This window comes from Streptomyces sp. IMTB 2501 (assembly GCF_001953885.1).
Classification (GTDB): domain Bacteria; phylum Actinomycetota; class Actinomycetes; order Streptomycetales; family Streptomycetaceae; genus Streptomyces.
Genome location: NZ_MQUS01000003.1, coordinates 178971 through 204871, shown reverse-complemented (window position 1 = coordinate 204871; position 25901 = coordinate 178971). Strand labels below are relative to the sequence as shown.

General features: G+C 69.7%; 25 protein-coding genes. 3 read left to right on the top strand and 22 right to left on the bottom strand.

The window, feature by feature from the left end; genetic code table 11:
• Positions 1-270: 270 nt before the first annotated feature.
• Together AV521_RS07370 and AV521_RS07365 are read right to left on the bottom strand one after the other, a co-directional pair.
• Positions 271-2085, bottom strand: coding sequence for an ABC transporter permease/substrate binding protein (locus AV521_RS07370; RefSeq protein WP_076085245.1), 1815 nt, complete (start codon positions 2083-2085; stop codon positions 271-273).
• Entirely contained in the window at positions 2078-3154 is a 1077-nt protein-coding gene (locus tag AV521_RS07365) for a glycine betaine/L-proline ABC transporter ATP-binding protein (RefSeq protein ID WP_076085242.1), read from the bottom strand. The genes AV521_RS07370 and AV521_RS07365 overlap by 8 nt, the downstream gene beginning before the upstream one ends.
• A gap of 201 nt (positions 3155-3355) precedes the next feature.
• Here AV521_RS07365 and AV521_RS07360 point away from each other — a divergent pair, with 201 nt between their 5' ends.
• On the top strand, positions 3356-4276 hold the full coding sequence (locus AV521_RS07360) for a 5'-3' exonuclease (RefSeq protein WP_076085239.1): 921 nt from the start codon (positions 3356-3358) through the stop codon (positions 4274-4276).
• Between the two features lie 111 nt (positions 4277-4387).
• Positions 4388-5233, top strand: coding sequence for a siderophore-interacting protein (locus AV521_RS07355; RefSeq protein WP_076085235.1), 846 nt, complete (start codon positions 4388-4390; stop codon positions 5231-5233).
• A gap of 39 nt (positions 5234-5272) precedes the next feature.
• On the opposite strand, the gene AV521_RS07350 is transcribed toward AV521_RS07355, so the two are convergent.
• From AV521_RS07350 to AV521_RS07330, 5 genes are all read right to left on the bottom strand, one after another.
• Positions 5273-6211, bottom strand: coding sequence for a 5'-nucleotidase (locus AV521_RS07350; protein ID WP_076085232.1), 939 nt, complete (start codon positions 6209-6211; stop codon positions 5273-5275).
• A gap of 11 nt (positions 6212-6222) precedes the next feature.
• Entirely contained in the window at positions 6223-6999 is a 777-nt protein-coding gene (locus AV521_RS07345; RefSeq protein ID WP_076085228.1) for an ABC transporter permease, read from the bottom strand.
• The gene (locus AV521_RS07340; RefSeq protein ID WP_076085225.1) at positions 6999-7997 is read right to left on the bottom strand and encodes an ABC transporter ATP-binding protein; all 999 of its coding nucleotides are present in this window, start codon (positions 7995-7997) and stop codon (positions 6999-7001) included. The genes AV521_RS07345 and AV521_RS07340 overlap by 1 nt, the downstream gene beginning before the upstream one ends.
• Before the next feature lie 195 nt (positions 7998-8192).
• On the bottom strand, positions 8193-8813 hold the full coding sequence (locus AV521_RS07335) for a PadR family transcriptional regulator (protein WP_076085222.1): 621 nt from the start codon (positions 8811-8813) through the stop codon (positions 8193-8195).
• A 95-nt stretch (positions 8814-8908) separates the two neighbouring features.
• On the bottom strand, positions 8909-9412 hold the full coding sequence (locus tag AV521_RS07330; protein WP_076085219.1) for a GNAT family N-acetyltransferase: 504 nt from the start codon (positions 9410-9412) through the stop codon (positions 8909-8911).
• A gap of 54 nt (positions 9413-9466) precedes the next feature.
• On the opposite strand from AV521_RS07330, the gene AV521_RS07325 reads away from it, so the two are divergent.
• Positions 9467-10417, top strand: coding sequence for an RluA family pseudouridine synthase (locus AV521_RS07325; RefSeq protein WP_076085216.1), 951 nt, complete (start codon positions 9467-9469; stop codon positions 10415-10417).
• 171 nt (positions 10418-10588) lie between these two features.
• Here the strand turns inward: AV521_RS07325 and AV521_RS07320 are convergent, their stop codons facing one another.
• The 15 genes from AV521_RS07320 to pafA form a co-directional block, all read right to left on the bottom strand.
• Entirely contained in the window at positions 10589-12076 is a 1488-nt protein-coding gene (locus AV521_RS07320) for a cytochrome P450 (RefSeq protein ID WP_076085213.1), read from the bottom strand.
• 126 nt (positions 12077-12202) lie between these two features.
• Positions 12203-12823 (bottom strand): ATP/GTP-binding protein, encoded by a 621-nt coding sequence (locus tag AV521_RS07315; RefSeq protein ID WP_076085210.1) that lies wholly within the window; start codon positions 12821-12823, stop codon positions 12203-12205.
• Positions 12804-13220 carry a DUF742 domain-containing protein gene (locus tag AV521_RS07310; RefSeq protein WP_076085207.1) on the bottom strand — a complete coding sequence of 139 codons (417 nt, stop codon included), beginning with the start codon at positions 13218-13220 and terminating at the stop codon, positions 12804-12806. The genes AV521_RS07315 and AV521_RS07310 overlap by 20 nt, the downstream gene beginning before the upstream one ends.
• Complete coding sequence (locus AV521_RS07305; RefSeq protein WP_067046090.1) at positions 13217-13621, bottom strand: roadblock/LC7 domain-containing protein; 405 nt, start codon at positions 13619-13621, stop codon at positions 13217-13219. Before AV521_RS07305 ends, AV521_RS07310 begins: the two co-directional genes overlap by 4 nt.
• Positions 13618-15282: an ATP-binding protein gene (locus AV521_RS07300; protein WP_179022892.1), complete on the bottom strand. Its 1665-nt coding sequence runs from the start codon at positions 15280-15282 to the stop codon at positions 13618-13620. The genes AV521_RS07305 and AV521_RS07300 overlap by 4 nt, the downstream gene beginning before the upstream one ends.
• Before the next feature lie 329 nt (positions 15283-15611).
• Positions 15612-18464, bottom strand: a complete 2853-nt coding sequence (locus tag AV521_RS07295) for an RNA helicase (RefSeq protein ID WP_076085201.1) — start codon at positions 18462-18464, stop codon at positions 15612-15614.
• Between the two features lie 127 nt (positions 18465-18591).
• Positions 18592-19536: a twin-arginine translocase subunit TatC gene (gene tatC, locus AV521_RS07290; RefSeq protein WP_179022890.1), complete on the bottom strand. Its 945-nt coding sequence runs from the start codon at positions 19534-19536 to the stop codon at positions 18592-18594.
• A 47-nt stretch (positions 19537-19583) separates the two neighbouring features.
• Complete coding sequence (tatA, locus tag AV521_RS07285) at positions 19584-19871, bottom strand: Sec-independent protein translocase subunit TatA (protein WP_076085195.1); 288 nt, start codon at positions 19869-19871, stop codon at positions 19584-19586.
• A gap of 240 nt (positions 19872-20111) precedes the next feature.
• Positions 20112-20306 (bottom strand): hypothetical protein, encoded by a 195-nt coding sequence (locus AV521_RS07280; protein WP_076085192.1) that lies wholly within the window; start codon positions 20304-20306, stop codon positions 20112-20114.
• 42 nt (positions 20307-20348) lie between these two features.
• Positions 20349-20609: a hypothetical protein gene (locus AV521_RS07275; protein WP_076085189.1), complete on the bottom strand. Its 261-nt coding sequence runs from the start codon at positions 20607-20609 to the stop codon at positions 20349-20351.
• Positions 20610-20769: 160 nt separating this feature from the next.
• Complete coding sequence (locus tag AV521_RS07270) at positions 20770-21774, bottom strand: YafY family protein (protein WP_076085186.1); 1005 nt, start codon at positions 21772-21774, stop codon at positions 20770-20772.
• Between the two features lie 15 nt (positions 21775-21789).
• Complete coding sequence (locus AV521_RS07265; RefSeq protein WP_076085183.1) at positions 21790-22743, bottom strand: YafY family protein; 954 nt, start codon at positions 22741-22743, stop codon at positions 21790-21792.
• Positions 22744-22934: 191 nt separating this feature from the next.
• Entirely contained in the window at positions 22935-23306 is a 372-nt protein-coding gene (locus AV521_RS07260; RefSeq protein ID WP_076085180.1) for an FKBP-type peptidyl-prolyl cis-trans isomerase, read from the bottom strand.
• Between the two features lie 84 nt (positions 23307-23390).
• Positions 23391-24395: an FKBP-type peptidyl-prolyl cis-trans isomerase gene (locus AV521_RS07255; protein ID WP_076085177.1), complete on the bottom strand. Its 1005-nt coding sequence runs from the start codon at positions 24393-24395 to the stop codon at positions 23391-23393.
• 142 nt (positions 24396-24537) lie between these two features.
• Complete coding sequence (pafA, locus tag AV521_RS07250) at positions 24538-25899, bottom strand: Pup--protein ligase (protein ID WP_023551939.1); 1362 nt, start codon at positions 25897-25899, stop codon at positions 24538-24540.
• Positions 25900-25901: the final 2 nt, after the last annotated feature.

The window sequence follows — 25901 nt, the reverse complement described above, 5'->3', positions numbered from 1 at the left end:
CCGACATGCCGCCGAGCCCCGGACCTCACGGTTCGCGCCAGCGTGACGGGGGTCCGGGCACTCCCGGGACGCACTCCCGGACAGGGGTGAATATGCCGATCAGCTGGGCCGGGCCCCCAGGCGAGGGCCAACGGTCGTCACGGAACGTGGTTGGCCGGATTCTTGCCGTACAGACACGGACCTGGAGATGCCGCGAGGGGCGGGCGCCGCCGGGCGCTCGGTGGCGTCCGGTGGTGTCCGCCCCTCGGGTGGCGGTCCGGGCAGGTCAGGTCACCCGGCCGCCTGGCTCTGGGCGTCGGCCTTGGCGACCGGCGCCAACTTGTCGACCAGGCCGGGGTGCTTGCGCAGCCAGCCGCGGACGGCGTCCTGCTCCTTGCCCTTACCCGCCTTCTGGATCTGCGACTCCAGGTCCGTGAGCTGCTGCTCGGTCATGGAGAAGCTCTTCAGCCACTTGCCGACCTGCGGGTTGTCGCCGGCAAAGCCCTTGCGGGCGACGGTGTGCACGCCGTCGCCCTTGCCCCAGGCGCCCTTGGGGTCCTTGAGCTTCTTCAGGTCGTAGTCGCTGTAGGCCCAGTGCGGGGACCACAGGGTGACGACGACCGGCTCCTTCTTGGCGTAGGCGCGCTGGAGCTCGGCGAGCATGGCCGGGGTGGAACCGTCGATCACCTGGTACGTGCCGTCCAGGCCGTACGCCTTGAGGACCTTGCTCTTGAGCAGGCCCATCTCACCCGCGCTGGGCTCGATGCCGACGATCTTGCCGCCGAACTCGGAGGCGTGCGTCTGCAGATCCGCCAGGGAGTTGACGTCCTTCACATACGACGGGACGGTCAGCTCCAGGGAGGTGGGCCCGAACCACGAGCCGAGGTCGTCGAGCTGCTTGCCGTACTTCTTCCAGTACTCGGCGTGGGTGGTGGGCAGCCAGGAGTCGGTCTCGAAGTCGATCTGGCCGGTGGCGAGGCCGGTGTAGAGGGGGCCGGCCGCGTACTGGGTGGTGGTGACCTTGAAGCCGCGTTCCTCCAGGATCTCCTTCCAGAGGAAGGTCGAGGCGACGCCCTCGTCCCAGGGGATGTAGCCGATCTTGATCTCCTTGCCCTTGCCGACGTTGGTGCCGGAGGCCTCGGAGGTGCCGTCGGAGGAGCCGAAGATTCCCATTCCGCCCGCGACGAGCGCGAGGACGACCACGCCGATGACGGCGACGGCCGGGCGCGGCCGGTACGTCCACGCGCGCGTGGGCGCCTTGGCGGCGGCCCTGCGGCCCAGCGGGGAGAGCTGGGTGCCGAGCGCGCCGGTGATGCGGTCCAGGTAGATGGCGAGGACGACGATGCCGACGCCCGCCTCGAAGCCGTAGCCGATGTCGAGCTGGCCGATGGCCTCGTTCACGGCGCCGCCGAGGCCTCCGGTGCCGACCATGCCGGCGATGACGACCATGGACAGGCCGAGCATGATCACCTGGTTGACGCCGGCCATGATGGTCGGCAGGGCGAGCGGCAGCTGGACCCGCCACAGGATGTCCCGCGGGCTGGTGCCGAACGCCTCGGCGGCCTCGACCAGTTCGGCGTCGACCTGGCGGATGCCCAGCTCGGTCATGCGGACACCGGGGGCGAGCGCGAAGATCAGGGTGGCGACGACACCGGCGGCGGTGCCGAGGCCGAAGAAGAGCATGGCCGGGATCAGCAGGACCATCGACGGCATCGTCTGGAGCAGGTCCAGGAGAGGTCGTACGGCCGCACTCACGGCCTTGGAGCGGGCCGCCCAGATGCCCAGCGGGAGGGAGATCACCAGCGCGATCACGGTCGCCACCAGGACCAGGGCGAGCGTGGACATGGCCCGGTCCCACAGGGCGAGCGAGTCGACCAGCGCGAATCCGGCGAAGGCGAGGACACCGGCGAGCAGTCCGCGCAGCCACCAGGCGATGACGGCGAGGATGCCGGCCATCAGCAGCGGCGCGGGCGCGCCGAGCACGGCGTCGATGCCGTTGTACATGCCCTCCATGACGGTCTTGATGGCGTCGAAGAGCCAGGAGAGGTGGTCGACCAGCCAGTTGACGCCGGAGTCGACCCAGTCGCCGAGGTGGATCCTAGGCACGGGCGATCACCTTCCCGTCCGGGTTGTCACAGGGCGCGGGACCGGCCGTCTCGTCGCCGAGGAAGCCGATCACCCGCTGCCTGGGAACGACACCGATGACCCTGTTCGCCTCGTCCACGACCGAGACGCGGTGCGACAGCCGGGCGCTGATCGCGCACAGTTCCGTGAACGGTGTGTCGCGGGTCGCGGTCTCACAGCCGCAGAGGGGGGCGTCGCTGGTGACCGAGGTGTCCATGAGGGCGCCGGCCGTCAGCACGCGCGAGCGGTCGACGTCCTGGATGAAGGAGGCGACGTAGTCGTTGGCGGGGCGCAGCAGGATGTCCTCGGCGGTGCCGGTCTGCACGATGCGGCCGTCGCGCATGACGGCGATACGGTCGCCGAGCCGCATGGCCTCGTTGAGGTCGTGGGTGATGAAGACGATGGTCTTCTTCAGGGTCTTCTGCAGCTCCAGCAGCTGGTCCTGCATGTCGCGGCGGATCAGCGGGTCCAGGGCGCTGAAGGACTCGTCCATGAGGAGCAGGTCGGCGTCGGTGGCGAGGGCGCGTGCGAGGCCGACGCGCTGCTGCATGCCGCCGGACAGCTCGTCGGGCCAGGAGTCCTCCCAGCCCGCGAGTCCGCACAGGGCGAGCGCCTCGTCGGCGCGGCGCTCACGCTCGGCGCGGGGCACGCCCTGCACGGAGAGACCGTAGGCGGCGTTGTCGCGGACACTGCGGTGCGGGAACAGCGCGAAGTGCTGGAACACCATGCTGATCTTCCTTGAGCGCAGCTCGCGCAGTTCACGGGCGGTCAGCTCGGTCAGATCCTGGCCGTCGAAGCGGACGCTGCCCGCGGTCGGCTCCAGCAGGCCGTTGAGCGTGCGCAGCAGGGTGGACTTGCCGGAGCCCGACAGGCCCATGACGACGAAGATCTCACCGGCCTCGACGCGGAAGGAGGCGTCGATCACGGCGGCGGTGGTGCCGTCGGCGCGCAGCTCCTCCCGGTCGGCGCCCTGCCGCAGGCGCTGCACCGCTTCGTCCGGTCGTCTGCCGAACACCTTGAACAGGTGCTCGGTCTCAAGCCTCGGTTGCACGCGTGCCTCTCGTCTCGGGAACAGAACAGGAGACGAAGAGTCGCCGACAGTTGAAAAGAGCAACCTCCCTCGCTCCGTGGCGGCGCCTGCCCAGGTCAAACGGAGGCAAACCGCTCAGTGGCCGGGCTCACGGGGATGCGCATCGCGCAACGCGTTCCGGGCGGAAGGGCAGCTGTCAGTGCCGTGCGGCATGATGCGAGCGTGACCGGACGACTCATGCTTCTCGACACCGCATCGCTGTACTTCCGCGCCTATTTCGGCGTGCCGGACTCGGTGAAGGCACCGGACGGCACGCCGGTGAACGCCGTGCGCGGGCTGCTGGACTTCATCGACCGGCTGGTCAAGGACCACCGGCCGGAGCAGCTGGTGGCCTGTATGGACGCCGACTGGCGGCCGCAGTGGCGGGTGGACCTCATCCCCACCTACAAGGCGCACCGGGTCGCCGAGGAGCACGAGGGCGCCCCGGACGAGGAGGAGGTGCCCGACACCCTCTCCCCGCAGGTGCCCGTCATCGAGGCCGTCCTCGACGCACTCGGCATCGCGCGCGTGGGCGTCGAGCCGTACGAGGCGGACGACGTGATCGGCACCTTCACCGCGCGAGCCAAGGGCCCGGTGGACATCGTCACCGGCGACCGCGATCTGTACCAGCTGGTGGACGACGCCCGTGGGATCCGGGTGCTGTACCCGCTCAAGGGCGTCGGCACGCTCCAGCTGACCGACGAGGCGGTGCTGCGCGAGAAGTACGGGGTGGACGGGCGGGGGTACGCGGATCTGGCGCTGCTGCGCGGCGACCCGAGCGACGGTCTTCCGGGCGTGGCCGGGATCGGCGAGAAGACGGCCGCCAAGCTGCTCGCCGAGTTCGGTGACCTGGCCGGGATCATGGCGGCGGTGGACGACCCGACGGCGAAGCTCACGCCGTCACAGCGCAAGCGACTGGACGAGGCCCGGCCGTACGTGGCGGTCGCCCCGAAGGTGGTCCGGGTGGCCGACGACGTACCGCTGCCGGACGTCGACACGGCCCTGCCGCACACCCCGCGCGACGCGGCGGCGCTGGAGAAGCTGGCCGGACGATGGGGGCTCGGCGGCTCCCTGCAGCGGCTGCTGACCACGCTCGCCGCCTGACCTTGACCGGAATCTTCCGGCAAAAGACCTCATCCAGCTCTCAGGAAAGCGGTGTTGCACAGAGATGAGATGCTAACTTAGGTAAACCTAACCAATCTGCAGGAGGTCGTGATGGCAGAGCGTCCGGGACGAAAGCCGCGCCAGGCCCGCACCGCCCAGGTGGTCCGCACCGAGCGGCTGACCCCGCACATGCGGCGGGTGGTGCTCGGCGGCGAGGGCCTGGCCGGCTTCGCGGCGGACACCTGCACCGACCACTACGTGAAACTGCTCTTCGGCCCCGCGGGCGTGACCTACCCGAAGCCCTTCGACCTGGAGCGGATCCGCGCGGAGTTCCCGCGGGAGCAGTGGCCGGTGACCCGGACGTACACCGTGCGCGCCTGGGATCCCGAACAGCTGGAGCTGACCCTGGACTTCGTCGTCCACGGCGACGAGGGCCTGGCAGGCCCGTGGGCCGCCCGTGTGCAGCCGGGGGAGAGCGTGCGCTTCATGGGCCCCGGCGGCGCCTACGCCCCCGACCCGGCGGCCGACTGGCATCTGCTCGCCGGGGACGAGAGCGCGCTGCCCGCGATCGCGCGGTCCCTGGAGGCGCTGCCCGCCGGGGCCCGCGCCCATGTCTTCGTGGAGGTGTCCGGCCCCGAGGAGGAGCAGAAGATCGACTCCGATGCGGAGGTCGTCTGGCTGCACCGCGGGGACCGGCCGGTCGGCGAGGCACTGGTGGAGGCCGTCCGCACACTGGAGTTCCCCGAGGGCCGGGTGCACGCGTTCGTGCACGGCGAGGCGAGCTGGGTGAAGGAGCTGCGCCGGCTGCTGCGGATCGAGCGCGGCATCCCGCGCGAGGACCTGTCGATCTCCGGCTACTGGCGCCTGGGCCACGACGAGGACGGCTGGCAGGCCTCCAAGCGCGACTGGAACGCCCGGATCGAGGCCGAGCAGGAGGGCGGCACGGCGGCCGCGTGAGAGCGGTCCGCGCTCGGGGCGCCGGAGAGCTGTCCGCTCTCAGGGGGCCGTCTCGTTGATCTTGCCGAAGGGGATGTGCACGCTGGGCGTGGTCCGCGACGCACTCTCCAGGTGGGTCACCTGGTCGTCGAAGAAGATGTGCGGTCTGAGCACCCTCAGGACCGCGCCCTTCTCTATGCCGCCGAGGAAGAAGGCGCCGTTGACCCGCACGCCCCACTGCTTGAGGCTGCGCACGGCCCGTTCGTGGGCCGGCGCGTTGCGCGCGGTCACCAGCGAGACGTGCACGCGGCTCGGGTAGTCCGGATCGCTCGCGCGCCGCTCCTCCTCCCGCCGCTGTATCCGGTTCACCCCGGCGAGGAAGTCGCGCAACGGCCCCGGATCGTGCGGAGTCGCCGCGTTACGGGCCTCGTACGCGCGGAACTCCTCCAGACCGTCGGACTGGTACACCTGCTCGGCCTCGTCGCCGGCGAGCACCCCGTCGAAGTCGAACGCGATCCGCAGCTCGCGGTCGGCGGGGTCGTCCGCGTACGACGATCCCAGCACATGCCCGGCCGGCAGACCGGCGGCGACCGCCTCGCGGACGTCGTCGCCGTTCGCGGACAGGAACAGGGACATGTTCAGCGCGGTGATGAACGCGTACGGCGACCTGCCCTGCATGAACACGGCCCGGCTGATGGGCAGTTCATGAGCCTGGATCGACCGCATGACCCTCAGGCCGGTGTCGGGGTCGTTGCGGGAGAGGATGATGACCTCGACGAGCGGATCGCCCGGCTCGCCGAGGTCGTTCAGCGACAGCAGCCTGCGGATGAACGCGAACGCGACTCCGGGCCGGAGCGTGTCGTCCACGTGCTGCTCCTGGTAGGCCCGGTACGCCTCCTCGCCCTGCTCGCGGAAGACGCCGTCCGACTCCCGCAGATCGAACAGGGCACTGGAGGCGACACCGACGACGAGTCGGTTCGCGAGATCGTAGGCCGGCATGGACTACATCTTCACACCGACCGCTGGTAGGAGCGGAAGGTGCGGATCGACAGCCACACCGCCGCGATCGCCAGGGCGAGCAGCGCGCCGCCGCGGCTGAGGACGCCGCCCCAGTCGGGATGCTCGGACAGCGCCGAACGGCCGGACACCATCGCCCAGTCGAGCGGGTTGAAGTCGGCGATGTGCCGCATCCAGCCGGGCATCTGCGCGGGCGCCATGAAGGCGCTGGAGAGGAAGGTCAGCGGCAGCAGCAGGAAGGTGTTGATGCCGATGATCGACTCCCGTTCGCGGACGAGCACCCCGAGCGCGTTGGACAGGGCCCCGAAGACCGTGCCGAGGAGCACGGCGGCCAGCACGAGGATCGCGATGCCGCCGACGCCGCCCGGGTAGTCCGCGCCGCCGAGCAGGCCGAGCAGCACGATGACCACCGACTGGAAGGCGGTGACCAGGCCGTTGTTGACGACATTGCCGTTCATGAGCGCGGCACGGCTGACCGGGGTGGTCAGGAACCGGTCGAGGGTGCCGCGCTGGATCTCCTCCAACGTGCCCATGCCGGCCCACATGTTGGAACCGAGGGCGCTCATCACGACCACACCCGGCACCAGGTAGTCCAGGTAGGAGGTGGTGCCGAAGCCGCCCAGCCCGACGACCTTCTTGAACAGGTTGCCGAACAGGAACAGCCAGATCACCGGCTGGATCAGGGTGATGACCGCGTAGGCGGGCTGCCGGGCGAACACCCGCAGTTGACGCTGCGCCATGTACCAGGTCTGGACGACGGCACTGCTCATCACGCACCTCCCACGAGCACGGTCTCCGCCTCCGCCTCCGCGTACCGGCGGCCGGCGTGGCGGAGGTAGACGTCGTCCAGCGAGGGCCGGGCGACGGTGGCCGAGGCGACGGTGACCCCGGCCCGGTCCAGCGCGGCGAGCAGCGCGGGCACCGCGGCCGCTCCGTCATCGGCGCGGACGCTGATCCGGCGCCCTTCGCACAGCGCCTCGTGCACTCCGGGCAGTGCGGTCAGGGCGCCGGTGAGCAGCGTGCGGCCGGCCTCGCCGACCGGCTCGCGCAGTTCCATGTGCACGGCGTCGCCGCGCAGTTCGCCCTTGAGGGCGTCCGGGGTGCCCTCGACCACGATCCGGCCGCGGTCGACGATCGCGATACGCTCGGCGAGCCGGTCGGCCTCCTCCAGATAATGCGTGGTGAGCAGGATCGTCAGACCCTCCTCGCCGGCCAGCCGGCCGATCTCCTCCCACATCGCGGTGCGCGCCTCCGGGTCCAGTCCGGTGGTCGGCTCGTCCAGGAACAGCACCTCGGGCCGGTGCAGCAGTCCGAGGGCGACGTCGAGCCGGCGCCGCATGCCGCCCGAGTAGCCCTTGACCTGCCGGCGGGCGGCGTCGGCGAGGGTGAACCGCTCCAGCAGCTCGTCCACCCGGCGGTTCAGCGCGGTGCCGCCCAGTCCGTAGAGGCGGCCCTGGAGTTGCAGGTTCTCCCGGCCCGTGGCGACCGGGTCGGCGCCGGAGTGCTGGGCGACCACGCCGATCGCGCGGCGCACCCGGTCGGGGTGGCGCAGCACATCGTGCCCGGCGACGGTGGCGGTGCCGGAGTCGGGGCGGGCCAGGGTGGTGAGGATCTTGACGGTGGTGGACTTGCCGGCGCCGTTGGGGCCGAGGAGTCCGACGACGGTACCCGGTGCCACGGTGATGTCCATGCCGGTCAGGGCGGTGACGTCACCGGGATAGGTCTTGACGAGCTGGCGCGCCTCCACTGCGGGCGCACGGGTGTTCATGACGACTGCTCTCCTGAATGAGCGGATGACGAAAGATCCGCTGTGTGAGCGGATCGGGGAAGATCCGCGTGAAGAGCGCCGGGCTATCCTGGGTGTGCCGCACCTCGATCGCCCGGAGCCGCCGCACGGCGGATCCCTTTCGGGGTTCGCGACCCCGGCGGAGCTGCTGCAACAGCCCTGCCGGGGTCGGTCTTCTCAAGTGAACTCCGCGGGCAGCTCCCCCGTCTCATGGAGGTGCCGCCAGCCCTCGACGCCGGGCAGTGAGCCCTTCCCGATCTCTTCCAGGAAGCCGCGGACCCACTGCGCCTGCGCCAGGATCATGTGCAACTGGTACTCGGTCTCGACGAGGAAGAGCCGCGGTAGCGTCTCGTACAGCTTCTCCAACCCTCCCCGCACGCTCGCGGCCTGGACCTCCAGGGCCCTGAGCCGCTCCTGAAGCAGCCGCACCACCTCGTCCGGGTGCAGCGCGCCCATGAGGGACAGGGCAGTCTCGAAGATCGGGTACTCCTTCGCCGGGACCGCGATGAGGTCCGACAACCACTCGGTCATCTCCTCGCGACCCGCCGCAGTGAGCCCGTACACCGTGCGCTCGGGACGATTGCCCTGCCGCTCCACGTCGGTCACCTCGACGAAGCCGTGCTTTTCGAGGTTCTGCACCACCGTGTAGAGCGAACCATAGTTGATCTTCGTGCTGGTGTCCTTGCCCTGACGGCGCAGGGTCTGAGCGATCTCGTACGGGTGCATCGGCTTCTGCCAGAGGGTCACCAGCACGGCGAGCGCCAGCGGGTTGCTGAGCCTGCGGCGCTTACCCGCCATGACAGTCACCTCGATCTCGAATATCCGCAGCCGAACATATCGTGAGTAGCTCGCGATGGTCCAATACACACGATGTATCGCGTATGGGCGGCGAATCAGTCGCCCCGCACGCGGGCGTGGCGGTGCATGTCGTGCCGGGCGTCCGGATGGAGCAGGGCGCTGCGCTTGGTGCCCTCCGCAGCGAAGCCGGCCTTCTCGGCCACGCGGCAGGAGGCCTCGCTGGCGGTGGCGTGGGAGAGTTCGAGGCGGAGGAGGCCGATCTCGTCGAACGCCCAGCGGGTCAGGGTGGTGGTGGCCCGCACCGCGACACCCCGGCCGCGTGCCCGGGCGACCGTCCAGTACGCGACCTCGGCACAGCCGTCGCCGAGCATGATCTCGCGCAGCGCGACGCGGCCCCGCAGTTCGCCGGTGTCCGCGTCCACGACGGCCCACTGGGCCTGGCGCTCGTCCTTCCAGCCGCTCTGCCACCGGGTGATCCAGCCGGCGGCCTCCTCCTCGGAGCCGGCGGCCATGATGTGCCACTGGTGCATCAACGGGTCCTGGAAGGCGGCGTGCACGGCGGGCACGACCGGGCTGATGAGATACGGCGTGATCCGCATCCTGCCGACGGCCCGACCGGCACCGCAGCCGTTTCGCCCTCGTACCCTTGACCGATGAGACGCCGTACGCCGCCCCCGCCCGCCCCGCTCCCCCAGCGCGACGGTGTGGATCCTGTGCGGGTGCGGCTGCCGTACGGCGGCACGTGGGCCACCGTGCGGGAGCATCTGGTGGAACGGCTGACGGGGGCCGCACCCGGGATGGTCGCGTCGATGTTCGACGCGGGGTTGATCGTCGGCGCGGACGGGAGGTCGGTGGCCCCGGACGCGCCGTACGAGCCGGGGATGTTCGTGTGGTTCCACCGCGAGCTGCCGGCCGAGGTCACGGTGCCGTTCCCGGTGGAGGTCGTGTACCAGGACGCGCACATCGTCGTCGCCGACAAGCCGCACTTCCTCGCCACGACCCCGCGCGGCACGCATGTCACCCAGACCGCGCTGGCCCGGCTGCGGCATGAGCTGGGCATCCCGGCACTGTCCGCCGCGCATCGCCTGGACCGGCTGACGGCGGGGCTGGTGCTGTTCATCGTGCGGCCGCAGGAGCGTGGGGCGTATCAGACGCTGTTCCGGGACCGGCGGGTGCGCAAGGAGTACGAGGCGATCGCGCCGTACGACCCCACGCTGGTGCTCCCCCGGACCGTACGCAGCCGGATCGTGAAGGAGCGCGGGGTGCAGGCGGCCCGGGAGGTCGAGGGCGAGCCGAACGCCGAGACGTATGTGGAGCTTGCCGGGCATCGGGGCGGGCTGGGCCGGTACCGGCTCGTCCCGGCGACCGGGCAGACCCATCAGCTGCGGGTGCATCTGAACGCGCTCGGCGTGCCCATCCTCGGCGATCCGCTGTATCCGGAGGTGACCGGCCCGGTGCCGGCCGGTGACTTCCGGCGTCCGCTGCAACTGCTCGCGCGGAGGCTGGAGTTCACCGATCCGGTCACCGGCACGGAGCACGCGTTCACCGGCACACGCACGCTCCAGGCCTGGACGTCGTACGACACCTGGGCCTGCGGGAGCTAGGGCCTGTCCGGCGGATCCTGCCGCGGACGCCGGGGCCGCCGCGCCCTCCCCCATTGCCTGGAGGGCGTGGGGGCACCCAGCGGCGTTGGACGTACCGGCCCCCGCTCACCTGCGCTGATGAAGCGCCGCCGATGTCTGCGACCGGTCCGCCGGACGGGCTCTAGCCTCCGGTCACTCTCCGCGCCACCAGTGGAGCAGCCGCCGCAGGATGCCCCGTCGGCGGGCCGGCTGCGGTGCCGTGGGGCAGGGCTGCGGGGCGGCGGGGGGTGGGGGCGTGGGGCGGGGCTCGGCGGCCGGGGTCTGCTCAGCGGTCAGCGTGCCGGCCTGCCACGTGGAGCGCTGCGCGGGGACGGCCATGGGCCGCGGCGGGAGGGTGACGTCCTGCTGCGGCTTCGGTTCGAAGCGTACGGGCAGGGCCACCAGGTGCCGGGAGGCGATGGACGAACGCCAGCGCAACTCCTCTTCCAGGCAGTGGAGTTGGACATCGGACAGCCGCATCAGCAGCGCGTCGACGCCGACGTCGGCGATGGCGCGGCCGATGTCCTGTCCGGGGCATTCGTGCGGGCCGCCGCCGAAGGCGAGGTGGGAGCGGTTGCCCTGCATGCTCGCGGACAGGTCCGGGCGGATCCGCGGATCGAGGTTGCCCGGCGCGGGCGCGAAGAGCACGCCGTCGCCCTTGCGGATGCGCTGCCCGCCCAACTCGGTGTCCTGCTTGGCGTAGTAGCCGAGGACGGTGCTGAACGGCGGCTCGTCCCACAGGGACTGCTCGATCGCCTCCGGCACGGTCATCTGGCCGCCGCTGAGCCGGGCACGGAAGCCCGGCTCGGTGAGGACCATGCGCAGCGCGTTGGCGAGGAGGTTCGCGGTGGCCTCGTAAGCCGCGAAGAGGACGAGCCGCAGGTGTTCGCGGACCTCGTCGTCGCTGAGTCCGGCCGGGTGGGTGACGAGGTGGCTGGTGAAGTCCTCCTCGGGCCGGGCGCGGCGTCGGGTGGTGAGCCGGCTCAGCGCGTCCATGACGTAGGTGTGGCTCTGGATGGCGGTCTCGGTGCCCTTCAGGGCATCCCGGGCGGCCTGCACCATCCGGTCGTTGTACTCCTCGGGCATGCCGAGGATCTCGCACATGACGGCCATCGGCAGATGGTCGGCGAACTGGGACACCAGGTCGGCCCGGCCGCGTTCGCAGAACCTGTTGACCAGCGCCTGGGTGTGGAGGCCGATGTGACGGCGCAGGGTGCGGTGGTCGATGGTGGTCATGGCCGCGGTGACGGCCGCGCGCAGCCGCTGGTGCTCGTCGCCCTCGGCGTGCGAGCAGATCGGCTGCCAGGCGATGTGCGGCATGAGCGGGTGGTCGGGCTTGACCGTGCCGTCCGCCAGCGCGCTCCAGATCCGGCTGTCGCGGGTGTACAGGGAGGGGCTCCGCACCAGGTGCTGGTTCTCGGCGTGCCCGAGGACCACCCACATCGGCACGTCCTCGTGCAGCAGCACGGGCGCCACGGTGCCGTGCTGCTCCCGCAGCCGCTCGTAGAGGTCGCCCAGGTCCTGTGCATCGGGGCCGTAGAGCCGGTGCAGACCGCCGGGTCCGAGGTTGTGGGCGGGGCAGCCCGGCGGCGGGCCGGGGGTGGAGTCGGTGTCGGTCAGCGAGGAGGAATCAGACGTCACGGTGTCGCTCCGGAACGGGAAGGTTGTGGGGGTCGTACGACTGCGGTCGAATCAAGTTCGGATCAGGTTCGGATCATTCGGATCGGGTTCTCATCAGGTCCTGATCAGGTTCGGATCAGGTTCGGATCAGATGAGTGCGCGGGACATGGCGATCGAGTGCAGGAAGCGCGTCAGGGTCATCAGCACGTCCCTGCTGGAGGCCCGGCGCCGTACGTCGCACTCCATGATCGGGATCTCCGGGGTCAGGTCGAGCGCGGTACGCAGTTCCTCGACGGGGTAACGGGGCGCGTCGGGAAAGGTGTTGACGGCGACGACGAAGGGCACGCCGCATTCCTCCAGCCGGCCCATGACGTCGAAGCTGACTTCCAGACGCCGGGTGTCGACGAGGACGACGGCGCCGAGCGCGCCTTCGAACAGCCCGTTCCACAGGAACCAGAAGCGCTCCTGGCCGGGGGTGCCGAACAGGTAGAGCACCAGTTTGTCGGTGATGCTGATGCGGCCGAAGTCCATGGCCACGGTGGTGGCCGTCTTGGACTCGGAACCGTAGTTGTCGTCCACGCCGATACCGGCCTGGGTCATGGTCTCCTCGGTCGTCAGCGGTCTGATCTCGCTGACGGAACCGACCATGGTGGTCTTGCCGACGCCGAAACCGCCCACGATCACGATCTTCACCGCGGTCTCGGCCGAGTGCGGCAGATGATCCTCGGTGCGTGGGCCGGGGATGGTGTCAGAGCCTTTGAAGTCCATGCATCACCGCTTCGAGGATGGAACGGTCGGGAACCGCCTGACGGGCGATCGGGGCGCGCGCCTGCACCAGTTCGGCCGTGATCATCTCGGTGATCAGGACGGTCATCGCGCTGAACGGCAGATTCAGATAGGCCGAGAGCTCGGCCACGGACAGCGGGTTGGCACAGAGCCGTAGTACCGACGCCTGCTCCGGTGAGGCGGCCACCTGGGGCGCGTCGCGCGCCACGATCAACGTCACGAGGTCGAGTTCGGCGCGTGCTCCGTCCTCGGATCCGGCGACCGTGTACAGCCGCTCGGGGTTCCTGGGTGCGGGCTCGGCCTCGCCGTCCGCCGCTGTGGGCGCCGGCGGCTGCGGCGGGGGCTTCGGCTCGCGCCGTTTGCGTCGTGGAGGAGTCATACGGTCTGCCCGTTCCGCCGGGGCGGACTGGTGAGATGGGCGCCGATCCGGACGACGAGGTCGCGCATCATGCCGCTCATCCGGCCCGGCTCGCAGGTCACGTCGGCGAGTACGGCGAGATAGGCGTTGTCGCCGGCGTTCATGAGGTAGAAGTAGCCGCCCTCGATCTCGAAGACGACGACCTTCATGTCGCCGGCGCCCGGGAGTTCCTGGATGATGGCGCCGGCCAGGCTCTGCACGCCCGCGCAGGCGGCGGCCACGCGGTCGGCGGCGTCGGGGTCTCCGCCGTAGCGGGCGATGCGCAGTCCGTCCGCGGAGAGGACCACGATCATCTCGATGCCCGGCACGCCGTCGTTCAGCTGCTTGAGCATCCAGTCGATGTTGCCTCGCTGCTGGATCACTTGAGGTCCCCCTCGTCGTCGGCCCCGGTGGCGGCCTCGGTGGCGGTGTCCGAATCGTTGAGCAGGTGCACGTACTTTTCCGGGTGCCGGGTGAAGTCGGTCAGTTCGGGCCCGGTGGCGTCCTCGGGCATGCCCTTGCGCAGGCCGTTCCAGAAGTCCTCGATCCCCTGGCCGATCGGCCGCTCCCTGAGCTTCTTGATCTCGGGGTCCATCTCGGGCTCCGGTTCGGGCTTGGGCTGCGACCAGATGGTCGGCCTGCCCTCGCGCTCGGCCTGCTCGACCTCGGCCTTCTCGGCGAAGCGCTGGCTCAGCGGGGTCTTCATCCGGCTGCGGCGCTGCGGCAGTCCGCCCGCGGTCCACTCGGTGACCGCGGGGACGTCGTCCTCCATGGAGATCCCGGCGGGAATCTTGGGGCTGGTGGGGCGGCGCTTCTTCGGCGGACGCTTGGGGCCCTCCACGGCGCCCAACTGGGGCATCGGGGTGCCGGTGGCACCGATTCCGTGGGCCGCGCCGACTCCGGGCTCGGTGGTGGTCATGACGCGCGGCACGACGAGGATCGCGCGGCAGCCGCCGTAGGCGGAGGCCCGCAGCGAGACCTCCATGTCGAACATCTTGCACAGGCGGCCGACGACGGCCAGACCGAGACTCGGGTTCTCACCGAGGTTGTGGGCGTCGTCGAGGTTCTTGGCGTCCTCGATCATCTTCTCGATGCGGGCGCGGGACTCCTCGGTGAGGCTGACACCGGCGTCCTCGATCTCGATGACGATGCCGGTCTGCACCTCGGTGGCGGTGACATGCACCTTGGCCGTGGGCGGCGAGTAGCGGGTGGCGTTGTCGAGGAGTTCGGCGGCGGCGTGGATGACCGGCTCGACGGAGGTGCCCTTGATGTTGATGTTGACGATGGAGTTCAGCTGGATGCGGCGGTACTCCAGGATGCGCGACATGGCACCGCGCAGCGTGCTGTAGAGGGAGACCGGCAGGGGCCACTGGCGGCCGGGGCGGCCGCCGCCGAGGACGGAGATGGTGTCGGCGAGACGGCCGATCAGCGAGGTGCCGTGGTCGATGCGCAGCAGGTCGTCGAAGACCTCGGGGTTGCGGCCGTGGTCCTCCTCCATCTCGCGCAGTTCCTTGGACTGCTGGTGGACGATGGCCTGGACGCGACGGGCGATGCTCACGTACGAGCGCTCGGTGGCGTCGCGCATCGAGATCTCGCGGTCGGCGCCGCGCAGCGAGACGCGGAACATCTCGCGGTACATGTCCGGCAGGGCGCGCAGCTCGGGGTCGGCGTCGTAGATGTTGGTCAGGACGTCCCGCAGCGGTTCTCCGGCGCGCAGCCGCAGCAGACCGGTGGGGATGATGTCGGTGGCGAACTTCTCGATCAGCTCGTCCTGGGCGGCGATCCGGTGCTGCAGATACGCGGCGTGACGGGCGTGCTCGGCCTGTTCCTCGCGGAGCCTGCGGCCACGGCGGGCGGCCTCGGCGCCGGTGGCGAGGACCAGCAGCACGGCCAGGGCCCCGGTCACGCCGACGGCGATGCGGGCCGAGGACGGCGCCAGGGCGACGGCGGCCCCGGTCGCGGCCGCCATCAATATGGCGGGAGGCAACAGCACGCGCGCATAGGGACGTTCACGGCGACCGGGAGGCTTCTGAACACTCACCATGGATGCCTTCTGAGACGAATCGGCTGGGTGTCGGGGGAGCTTTTGTGGGGAAGGTTCATGGAACTGTCGGGATCTATCGCATGTTTGGGAACAGACGCACGAATTACCTCAACTCGGTGCGCCGCGGGCGAGCTTAGTCCGACCGGATCATCGCCGTGTCATATTCAGCAAGCACCTGAAATGACCCTTGCGGCAGGAGTACGCTCAGGCGTATTTACACACTCAGCTGCAATTCGAACACGTTCGGTAACGGCAGATGGGCATGCGAAAACTACTCACCGTAATAAGTGAAGGGGCCGCCGAAGCGGCCCCTCAAAGCGCCAGGCAGGTCATCCCACGGACGAGTAGGCGACCACACCCCGCAGCAACTGATCGACGGCCTTGCGCGCGGCCTTGGCCACGGTCGAGCCCTCCACGGGAGCAGCCGCGGAAATCTGGCCCAGCACGTCGATGACCTGCTTGCACCACCGGACGAAGTCCCCCGCTGGCATGTCCGCCTCGCGCAGCACCTCGTCGAGTCCCTTGCCCGAGGCCCACATGTACGCGGCCCAGGCGAAGCCGAGATCGGGCTCGCGCTGCCCGACGCCCTCGGTCTGGTTGATCCGGAACTCCTCCTCCAGACCGTCGAGCCGGCCCCAGATCCGGACCATCTCACCGAGCGCGGCCTTCGCCTTGCCCGAGGGCAGCTTGGGCGCCATCGCGTCGTCGCTGACCCGCGCCTCGTACACCAACGCCGAGACACACGCGGCGAGTTCGGCGGGGGCGAGGCCCTCCCAGACTCTCTCGCGCAGGCATTCACTGGCGAGCAGGTCGAGTTCGCCGTACAGCCGGGCGAGCCGCTTGCCGTGTTCGGTGACCTCGTCGCCGCGCAGATAGTCCAGTTCGGTCAGCAGGGCCACGATCCGGTCGAAGGTCCGCGCGATGGTGTTCGTACGGCCCTCGATGCGGCGCTCCAGCTGTGAGGTGTCGCGCAGCAGCCGGTGGTAGCGCTCGGCCCAACGGGCGTGGTCCTCACGGTCGTCGCAGCCGTGGCAGGGGTGCGCGCGGATGGCGGTGCGCAGCCGGGCGATCTCGCGGTCGTCGGCGGCCTGCGAGCGCTTCTTGCGGGCCCGCTCCGGCGGGATGTGCCCGGCCTTGGTGCGCAGCGCGGAGGCCAGGTCCCGGCGGGACTGCGGGGAGCGCGGGTTGAAGGACTTGGGGATCCGCATCCGGTCCAGCGGCTCGACCGGGACGGGGAAGTCCATCGACGCCAGCCGCTTGACCTGCCGCTCGGCGGTGAGCACCAGCGGGCGCGGGCCGTCGTGGTGGTCGAAGCCGCGGTGGCCGTTGGAGCGGCCGGCGGGCAGGCCCGGGTCCAGCACGAGGGCCAGACCGGCGTACTTGCCCGTGGGTACGTGGATGACGTCCCCCGGCTTGAGTTTCTCCAGGGCCACAGCCGCCTCGGCGCGCCGCTGGTTGGCGCCCTGCCGGGCCAGCTCGGTCTCGCGGTCCTTGAGCTCGCGGCGCAGTCGCGCGTAGTCCTCGAAGTCGCCGAGGTGGCAGGTCATGGAGGTCTTGTAGCCGGCCAGGCCCTCTTCGTTGCGCTGCACCTGGCGGGAGATCCCGACGACCGACTTGTCGGCCTGGAACTGCGCGAACGAGGTCTCCAGCAGTTCGCGCGAGCGATGCCGGCCGAACTGCTCGACCAGGTTGACCGCCATGTTGTACGACGGCTTGAAGCTGGAGCGCAGCGGGTACGTACGCGTGCCCGCGAGACCGGCCAGGTGCTCGGGGCTCATCCCGCGCTGCCACAGCACGACCGCGTGGCCCTCGATGTCGATGCCACGCCGGCCGGCGCGGCCGGTGAGCTGCGTGTACTCGCCGGGGGTGATGTCGGCATGCTGCTCGCCGTTCCACTTGACGAGCTTTTCCAGCACCACGGAACGGGCGGGCATGTTGATGCCGAGCGCGAGGGTCTCGGTGGCGAACACGGCCTTGACCAGGCCGCGTACGAACAGCTCCTCGACGACCTCCTTGAAGGTCGGCAGCATGCCCGCGTGATGGGCGGCGATGCCGCGCTCCAGGCCCTCCAGCCACTCGTAGTACCCGAGGACGTGCAGGTCCTCGGACGGGATGGTGGCGGTGCGCTCCTCGACCAGGGCACGGACCTGCTCCCGCGCCTCCTCGTCGTTGAGCCTGAGGCCCGCGTACAGGCACTGCTGGACGGCGGCCTCGCAGGCGGCGCGGCTGAAGATGAACGTGATGGCGGGGAGCAGGCCCTCGGAGTCGAGGCGCTCGATGACCTCGGGACGGCCCGGCGTCCACACGCGCGAGCGCTGTCTGCGCTCCCGCTCCCGGTCGGCCTCGCGCATCGCCCGGCCGCGCCTGCGGTCCTGGTACGACGGTCTGGTGGCCTCCATGCGGGCCAGGCGGACCAGGTCGGGGTTGACGGCCTTCTTGTGGCCCTCGCCCTCCTCGAACAGGTCGTACATCCGGCGTCCGGCGAGCACGTGCTGGAAGAGCGGCACGGGCCGGTGCTCGGAGACGATCACCTCGGTGTCGCCACGGACGGTGTCCAGCCAGTCACCGAACTCCTCGGCGTTGGACACGGTCGCCGACAGTGACACCAGGGTCACGGATTCGGGCAGGTGGATGATCACCTCTTCCCAGACGGCGCCGCGGAAGCGGTCGGAGAGGTAGTGCACCTCGTCCATGACCACGTAGCCGAGGCCGAGGAGGGTCTGGGAGCCGGCGTAGAGCATGTTCCGCAGGACCTCGGTGGTCATGATGACCACCGGGGCTTCGGAGTTGACGCTGTTGTCGCCGGTGAGGAGGCCGACCTTGTCCGTGCCGTAGCGGCGGCACAGGTCGGCGTACTTCTGGTTCGACAGTGCCTTGATGGGTGTCGTGTAGAAGCACTTCTTGCCCTGCTGGAGGGCGAGGTGGACGGCGAACTCGCCCACGATCGTCTTGCCCGAGCCGGTGGGGGCGGCCACCAGCACGCCCTTCCCCGTCTCAAGCGCCTCGCAGGCCTCGATCTGGAAGGGGTCGAGGCCGAAGTCGTACATCTCGCGGAAGGACGCGAGCGCGGTGGCCTGCTCGGCTGCCCGCCTGCGGGCTGCCGCGTACCGCTCGGCCGGTGAGAGGTCCTCTGTCATCGTGCTTTCGAGCGTACCGGGCCCCACTGACAACAGGACGATCATTATCCGAACGTGGGCTGATCGACGAAGACGGCTGATCGGCGGGACCGATGGCCAGCGAAGGCGAATGCCCCCGTCCCGGGAATCGTCCGGGGCGGGGGCATCGTGCGCGGTTCGGTGCGGTCTTGGCTCAGGTCACGTCGTCGTAGCCGTTGACCCGGTCCGTGCCTGACTGCTCGGGCAGCGCCCCGGCGGCCGGGACGGGCTCAACCTCGCCGATCCCCTCGGGCGTGAGGTCCAGCTCGGAGGCCTCGTCGTCGGCGGGTCCCTCGGCCGCCCGGCGCGCCTTGCGCCGGTCGTTGAGCAGCGCGATGGCCACGGCGATGAAGAACAGCGCCCAGATCGGCGCCGCCAGCGCCAGCATCGTGCCCGGGTCGGGGCTGGGCGTGGCCACGGCCGCGAAGGCGGCGATGCCGACGATCATGCCGCGCCACCAGCCGAGCATCCGCCGGCCGGACAGGACACCGGTGAGGTTCAGCATGACCAGCAGCAACGGCATCTCGAAGGCGAGACCGAAGACGACGATCATGCGGGTGACCAGGTCGACCAGGTCGACCGCCGGCAGCAGGTTCTCGGCGCCCTTGGGCGTGAGGTCGATCATCACCTTCGCCGTCATGGGCAGCACGTGGTACGCGATGTAGCCGCCGGCGAGGAAGAGCGGGAAGCCGAATCCGACGAACGCGTAGGCGTACTTCTTCTCGTGCCGGTGCAGGCCCGGTGCGACGAACGCCCACAACTGGTAGAGCCAGACCGGGGACGCCAGCACGATGCCCGCCGTCAGCGCGACCTTCAGGGCCAGTGTGAACGGCGCCAGCAGGCCGCTGACCGTGATGTGCGCGCAGTGGGCGTTCTTGGTCTTTGCCAGCTGCCCGAGGGACTGCGAGCAGCCGACCGAGTCGAGCACCGGCTTGGTGACGAAGTTGATGATGTCCTGGTAGAAGAAGGCGGACACGATCGTGACGACGACGATCGCCAGGACGGCCTTCGCGAGCCGGTTGCGCAGCTCGCGCAAGTGATCCGCGAGTGGCATGCGCCCCTCGGGATCCCTCTCCTTCTTGCGGGCAGACTTGGGCAACCCACATCCTCATCTCGTGCAGCGGACCGGATGCCCCGGTCCTCGCGTCAGCGCTGGGTCGTCGTGTCCGTCTGCTCGTTCACCGGCCGGGAGCTGGTCACGTCGCCGGGCGAGGCCTGGATCGTGCGCTGAGCCGGGGTCTGCTCCTCGGCGGGCTGGGCGGAGGTGGTGGACTGCTTGCCGTCGTCCTTCATCGCCTTGGCCTCGCTCTTCAGGATGCGAGCGGACTTGCCGAGCGAGCGCGCCATGTCCGGAAGCTTCTTGGAACCGAACACGAGGACAATCACCAGAACCAGGAGCACCAGGTGCCACGGCTCAAGTGCGTTGCGGAACATAAGTCTTCACCTTCTCACTGAGGCGGGGCGACGGGGCATGTCCGACGGGTCGGACAATTGTCTGACCATCGTGCTGGGAGCGATCGTATCGCCCGGGGATGAACGTCAAACAATCCCCGTGCGTACTCCCGCTCTGTCTGCGGACCGCGCCTCGTTTTTCCGGGCCGCGACCAGCAGCGTACCTGGCCGGACCGGCACGGTGACAGGGCGAAGTGCCCCAAAGCGCGTGGGCTGGGCAATCTACAACGCATCGACAGCGCGGGCCGTGCTGACGGCCGCCCGCTCCAGGTCCTCGGCCGCTCTGTTGATACGGCTCGCGGAGTCCGCGACCTGCTGCCCGAGGCGCCGCGCCTCCAGGAAGACCCGGACGGCGAGCACCCCCAGCACCGCGAGACCCAGGAAACCCACCGCTACCGCGCACATCGGCCAGAACATGACGTCGAGACTAGACCGTCCCCGGCCGTGCGACGCAGCCGCCTACACCGTGGAGTGCAGGCGCAGTGTGCTGACTCCGCCGTCGGTGAGCAGCTCGACGATGCGCTCCCCCGCGGGCTTGCGGACGGCGGCGCCGCACCCAGGGCAGGTGAACGAGTAGAACGTGGTCCGGCTGCTGGCGCCGATGGCGAGGCGCAGCGCGCTCGCGGCGAGTTCGAAGCGGCCCCGGCAGTCCGGGCAGCCCGCCTTGAACACCACGGGGACGACTCTCTTCATCCCGGCGAAGGCTGCCGCCACCGTCATCTCACCAGTACCGGATACCGGAGACTCGCTCACAGCCCTCGCTCCTCATTGTGTGGTCGTACGCCAAGCGCGCCACGGGAAGGTGCCGCGTTGTGCCGTCTCGCGTCTGCGGCGCCGTCGTGGCCGGTCGCGCAGCTCCCCGCGCCCCTTGGGGGCGCTCTCACTGCCCGGAGTTCGCCGACTGCACCGTGTCATACGCCTCCAAGGCCTCACGGGCCGCTCGGCGGGCGCTGTCGGCCAGGTCGGGCGGGGAGACGATCCGGCCGTCCCGGCCGAGCCGGAGCGCCAGCCGGCGCAGCGAGGCCGGATCGGGGGTGCGCAGAGTGATACGCAGCCCGCCGTCGGAAAGCTCATCCGCGCTGTCGTGCGGGTAGTACTCGGCGACCCAGCGGCCGCCCGGGCCGACCTCCACCACGACCTCCGGGTCCTCGGCGGCCGGCTGCACCAGCGCCTCGGAGAGGTCCCGCAGCTCTATCTCCGGAGGTGCGGACGGCTCGTCCAGGATTCTGATCTCGGCGACCCGGTCGAGCCGGAAGGTCCGCCGGGCCTCGGAGCGGCGGCACCAGGCCTCGACGTAGGTGTGTCCGACGCTGACCAGACGGATGGGGTCGATCTCCCGCTCGGTGACCTCGTCCCGGGCAGGCGAGTAGTAGCGGATCCACAGTCGGCGACGCTCGGAGATCGCCCGGTCGACGTCGGCGAAGACCCCGCCCTCGGACTCGAACGTCACCGACAGCCGGGCGCTGGCACCCGCGGCCTCACCGGCGGCGGCCTCCACCTTGGCGGTGGCCCGTAGCAGCGCCTGCCGGTCGCCCTCGCGCAGACCCGGCAGCGTCGAGACCGCGCGGGCGGCCACCAGCAGGGCGGTGGCCTCGTCGGCGGCGAGCCGCAGCGGCTCGGCGGCCTCCTCGCCGAGCGCGGCCGCATTGTGCCACCAGATGCGCTCACCGTCGGTGTCGATGTCCAGCAGATCACCGCCGCGGAAGCTGGTGCCGCACATGGGCAGCAGATCGAGGTCGGCGACCAGCTCGTCCTCGGTGATACCGAAGGCACGCGCCACGTCCGCGATCCGCGCGCCGGGCCGCTCCCTGAGATAGGTCACCAGGGAGAGCATCCGCCGGGTCTGGTCGATGGCGTTCACGGTCCTGACCGGTTTGCCTGCCACAGTCCTGCTCCCCCTTCAGCCCTTGGCCACGGCCCGCAGCCGGTCCACCACGTCCGCGCGCAGCTCGGCCGGCTCCAGAACGACCACGTCCGGCCCGAACTCCACCAGCCAGGCGTCCAGGCCGTGCCCGTACGGAATCTCCAACTCGTCCCAGCCGTCGCCGAGTTCCCGCACGCTGGTGGCCTTCGCCCGAAGGGGGTACCCGGCGCCGGAACGCAGCCGGATCAGGGCCGTACCGTCGGCGATCTCGCCCGCCCAGCTCGCGACGGTCTCCCGCACGGTGACGACGTCGGGCAGGGGAGCGGTGAAGCCCGTACCGCGCGAGCGCACCCGGCCGGTGATCCGGGAGAGCCGGAAGACTCGCTCGGCACCCCGGTCCCGGTCGAAACCGGCCAGGTACCAGTGCCCGCGCCAGCACTCCAGCGCCCACGGCTCCACATGCCTGGGCTCGGGGTGGGCGGCGGAGGCCTTGCGGTAGTCGAAGACGACCGGGCGGCGGTCGCGGCAGGCCAGCATCAGCGGTTCGAAGGCGGCCTCGTGCACCGGGATCCGCGGTTCCAGGGCCCCGTGCGCCTCGTACGGGTCGACGTCCTCCGGCAGCCCCGCGGCGCGCAGCTTCTGCAGGGCGCCGCTGGCCGCGCCGGCCAGCCGGGCCTGCTGCCAGACCTTCGCGGCGAGGCCCAGCGCCGCGGCCTCCTCGGCGTCCAGGGTGATGGGCGGCAGTCGGTTGCTGTCACGGCGGGCGAGATAGCCGACCTCGCCGTCCAGGTTCTCGACCGTCTCGATGACCAGGCCCAGCTCGCGCAGGTCGTCCTTGTCCCGCTCGAACATCCGGTTGAAGGAGTCGTCACTGCCCGCTTCGAGGTAGGCCTCGATGGACGCACGCAGCTCACGCTTGCTGAGTGGCCGCCGTGTGCCGAGCAGACACAGCGCGAGGTTCATCAGCCGCTCTGCCTTGGCAATGGCCATCGACGCCCTTCGCCTTTCCTTCGGTGCTTCCGAGCGATGACCGTACCGCTCCTCAGCGCGGTGACAAAAGCCGAGGGCCCATGCCCGGACAGGCATGGGCCCCAGATGATCGGATCCGGTCGGACCCGGCCGGACGGCATGGCACGGCCCGGCCGGATCCGACAGACGATCACGCGTGGATCGGGCCGGGATCAGACGGCGAGCAGGTCCACCACGAAGATCAGCGTCTCGCCCGGCTGGATCGCCGGAGTCGGGCTCTGGTTGCCGTAGGCAAGGTGAGCGGGGATGGTCAGCTGGCGACGGCCACCGACCTTCATGCCCTGCACGCCGAGGTCCCATCCCTTGATGACACGGCCCCCGCCGAGCGGGAAGCGGAACGGGGTGCCCCGGTTCCAGCTGGCGTCAAACTCCTCGCCGGTACTGAAGGCCACACCCACGTAGTGCACCGTGACGGTCTGCCCCTCCTTCGCGACCTCGCCGTTGCCCTCCCAGATGTCCTTGATCTCCAGGTCGGCCGGGGGCTCGCCACCAGGGAAGTCGATCTCGGGCTTGTCGATGCTCACGTCAAAAGCTCCTGCTTGTGTACGACACGAAACGCGGACAGTCTTTCACCTCCGCGGCTCCGCCGCCCGCCACGGGCACACCGGCTACATCGCCGCGAGGATGTCCACCGTGAACACGAGCGTCGCGCCCTTCTTGATGATGCCGCCGCTCGGCGGGGTGTCGCCGTAACCCAGCTCCGGCGGCACCACGATCAGCACCCGGCTGCCCACCTTCTTACCGGTCAGCCCCTGCGCCAGGCCCTTGACCGCCTGCTGCATCTGCTCCAGCACGAACTGGCTGAGCCGGCCCGAGCCATACGTGCGCTGAAACGTCCTGCCGCCGTCCCAGACCAGCCCCTGGAACTGGCACAGGACCGCCTGGTCGGCCTTCAGCTCCGGCCCGTTGCCCTCCAGGACATACGTCGACACCAGCTTCTTCGGCGGAGCCGTCTTCGGAACCGTGACCTTGGGGACACTGCCGTCGGTGTTGGTGGCCACCTTGGGCAGCGAGGCGTCGCTCTGCGCCACCGGCTTGCCCTTGACCGAACTCTTCGAGTTGAAGACATCGATCACGTCGATCACGAACACCAGCGTGTCCGTGCCCTTGATACCCGCCTGCGGCTCGCCGTCCTTGCCGTAACCCCAGGTGGGCGGCACCGCAATCTGCACACGGCTACCGCTCTTCCTGCCCGCCAGCCCATACCGCCAGCCATCGATCACGCTGCCCTCGGCGAGCTGCAGCAACAGAGGACGCTTCTTGTCGTACGAGTTGTCGAAGACCTTGGCCGTGTTCCAGATCTGACCCAGATAGTTCGCCTGGATGAAGTCGTTCTCCGCGACCGTGGCGCCACTGCCCGCGATCACCGTCTTCACCGCCAGGTTCTTCGACGGCTCCCCCGGACCCTTGGCAACCGTCGGCTTCTCACCGAACTTCGTACCCGCCGTGATCGCCGGCAACGGCCCTTCCACGATCTTCGGCGGCGGCGCCGCCGGCACCGAGGACGACGGAGAGGCACTGGCCTTGCTGGAGGCGGACTTACCGTCACCACACGCGGCGAGCGTGGCCAGACCTGCGGGAACAGCGGCGAGGAGGAGTGAACGTCGGCGCACGGAAGAGCCTCGTAATCGGTCGATCTTGCGGATGCGTGCGCGCAACTCTACGGCGTGAGAAGGGCGCCGTACGGGAAACGTACGACGCCCGTGTGGCGTTCCGGCATTTCACAGCCGAAACACTTGACTCACCCGGTTCCCGCTACATTCCGGCGATCAGCTTCTCCACCCGGTCGTCCACCGAACGGAACGGGTCCTTGCACAACACGGTGCGCTGCGCCTGGTCGTTGAGCTTCAGATGCACCCAGTCGACCGTGAAGTCCCTGCGCTGCTCCTGCGCCCGCCGGATGAAGTCACCCCGCAGCCGCGCCCGAGTCGTCTGCGGCGGCACCGACTTGCCCTCGAAGATCTTCAAGTCGTTGCACACCCGGGCCGCTTGGCCCTTCTTCTCCAGCAGGTAGTACAGACCACGACGGCGATGGATGTCGTGGTACGCGAGGTCTATCTGAGCGACCCGCGGATGCGACATCGTCATGTTGTGCTTGGCCCGGTACCGCTCGATGAGCTTGTACTTCATCACCCAGTCGATCTCGGTCGCGATCCGGTCCAGTTCCTCGGACTCGATCGCGTCCAGCGTACGACCCCAAAGCTCCAGGACCTGCGCCACCGTACCCGTACGAATCCCCCGGCGGTCGCAGAAGTCCACGGCCTTGTCGAAGTACTCCCGCTGCACCTCCAGCGCCGACGCCTCCCGGCCACTGGCCAGCCGCACCTTGCGCCGGCCCGTGATGTCATGACTGACCTCACGGATCGCCCGGATCGGGTTCTCCAGCGTCAGATCACGCATCACCGTGCCCGCCTCGATCATGCGCAGCACCAGATCCGTGGCACCGACCTTCAGCAGCATCGTGGTCTCGGACATGTTCGAGTCACCGACGATGACATGCAGCCGGCGATACCGCTCCGCATCCGCGTGCGGCTCGTCGCGCGTGTTGATGATCGGCCTCGAACGCGTCGTCGCCGAGGACACGCCCTCCCAGATGTGCTCCGCGCGCTGACTGACGCAGTACACCGCACCACGCGGCGTCTGCAGCACCTTCCCCGCCCCGCACAACAGCTGCCGGGTCACCAGGAACGGGATCAGGATGTCCGCGAGCCGGGAGAACTCCCCGTGCCTGGCCACCAGATAGTTCTCATGGCAGCCGTACGAGTTGCCCGCCGAGTCGGTGTTGTTCTTGAACAGGTAGACGTCGCCCGCGATTCCCTCCTCGTGCAGGCGTCGTTCCGCGTCCACCAGGAGTCCTTCGAGAATGCGCTCGCCGGCCTTGTCGTGAGTGACCAGTTCGATCACATTGTCACACTCGGGTGTCGCGTATTCCGGATGTGAGCCCACGTCGAGATACAGCCGGGCGCCGTTTCGCAGAAAGACATTGCTGCTGCGGCCCCATGACACGACACGGCGGAAGAGGTACCGCGCCACCTCGTCAGGAGACAGGCGCCGCTGTCCCCTGAACGTGCACGTGACGCCGTACTCGTTCTCCAGCCCGAAAATGCGGCGGTCCATGA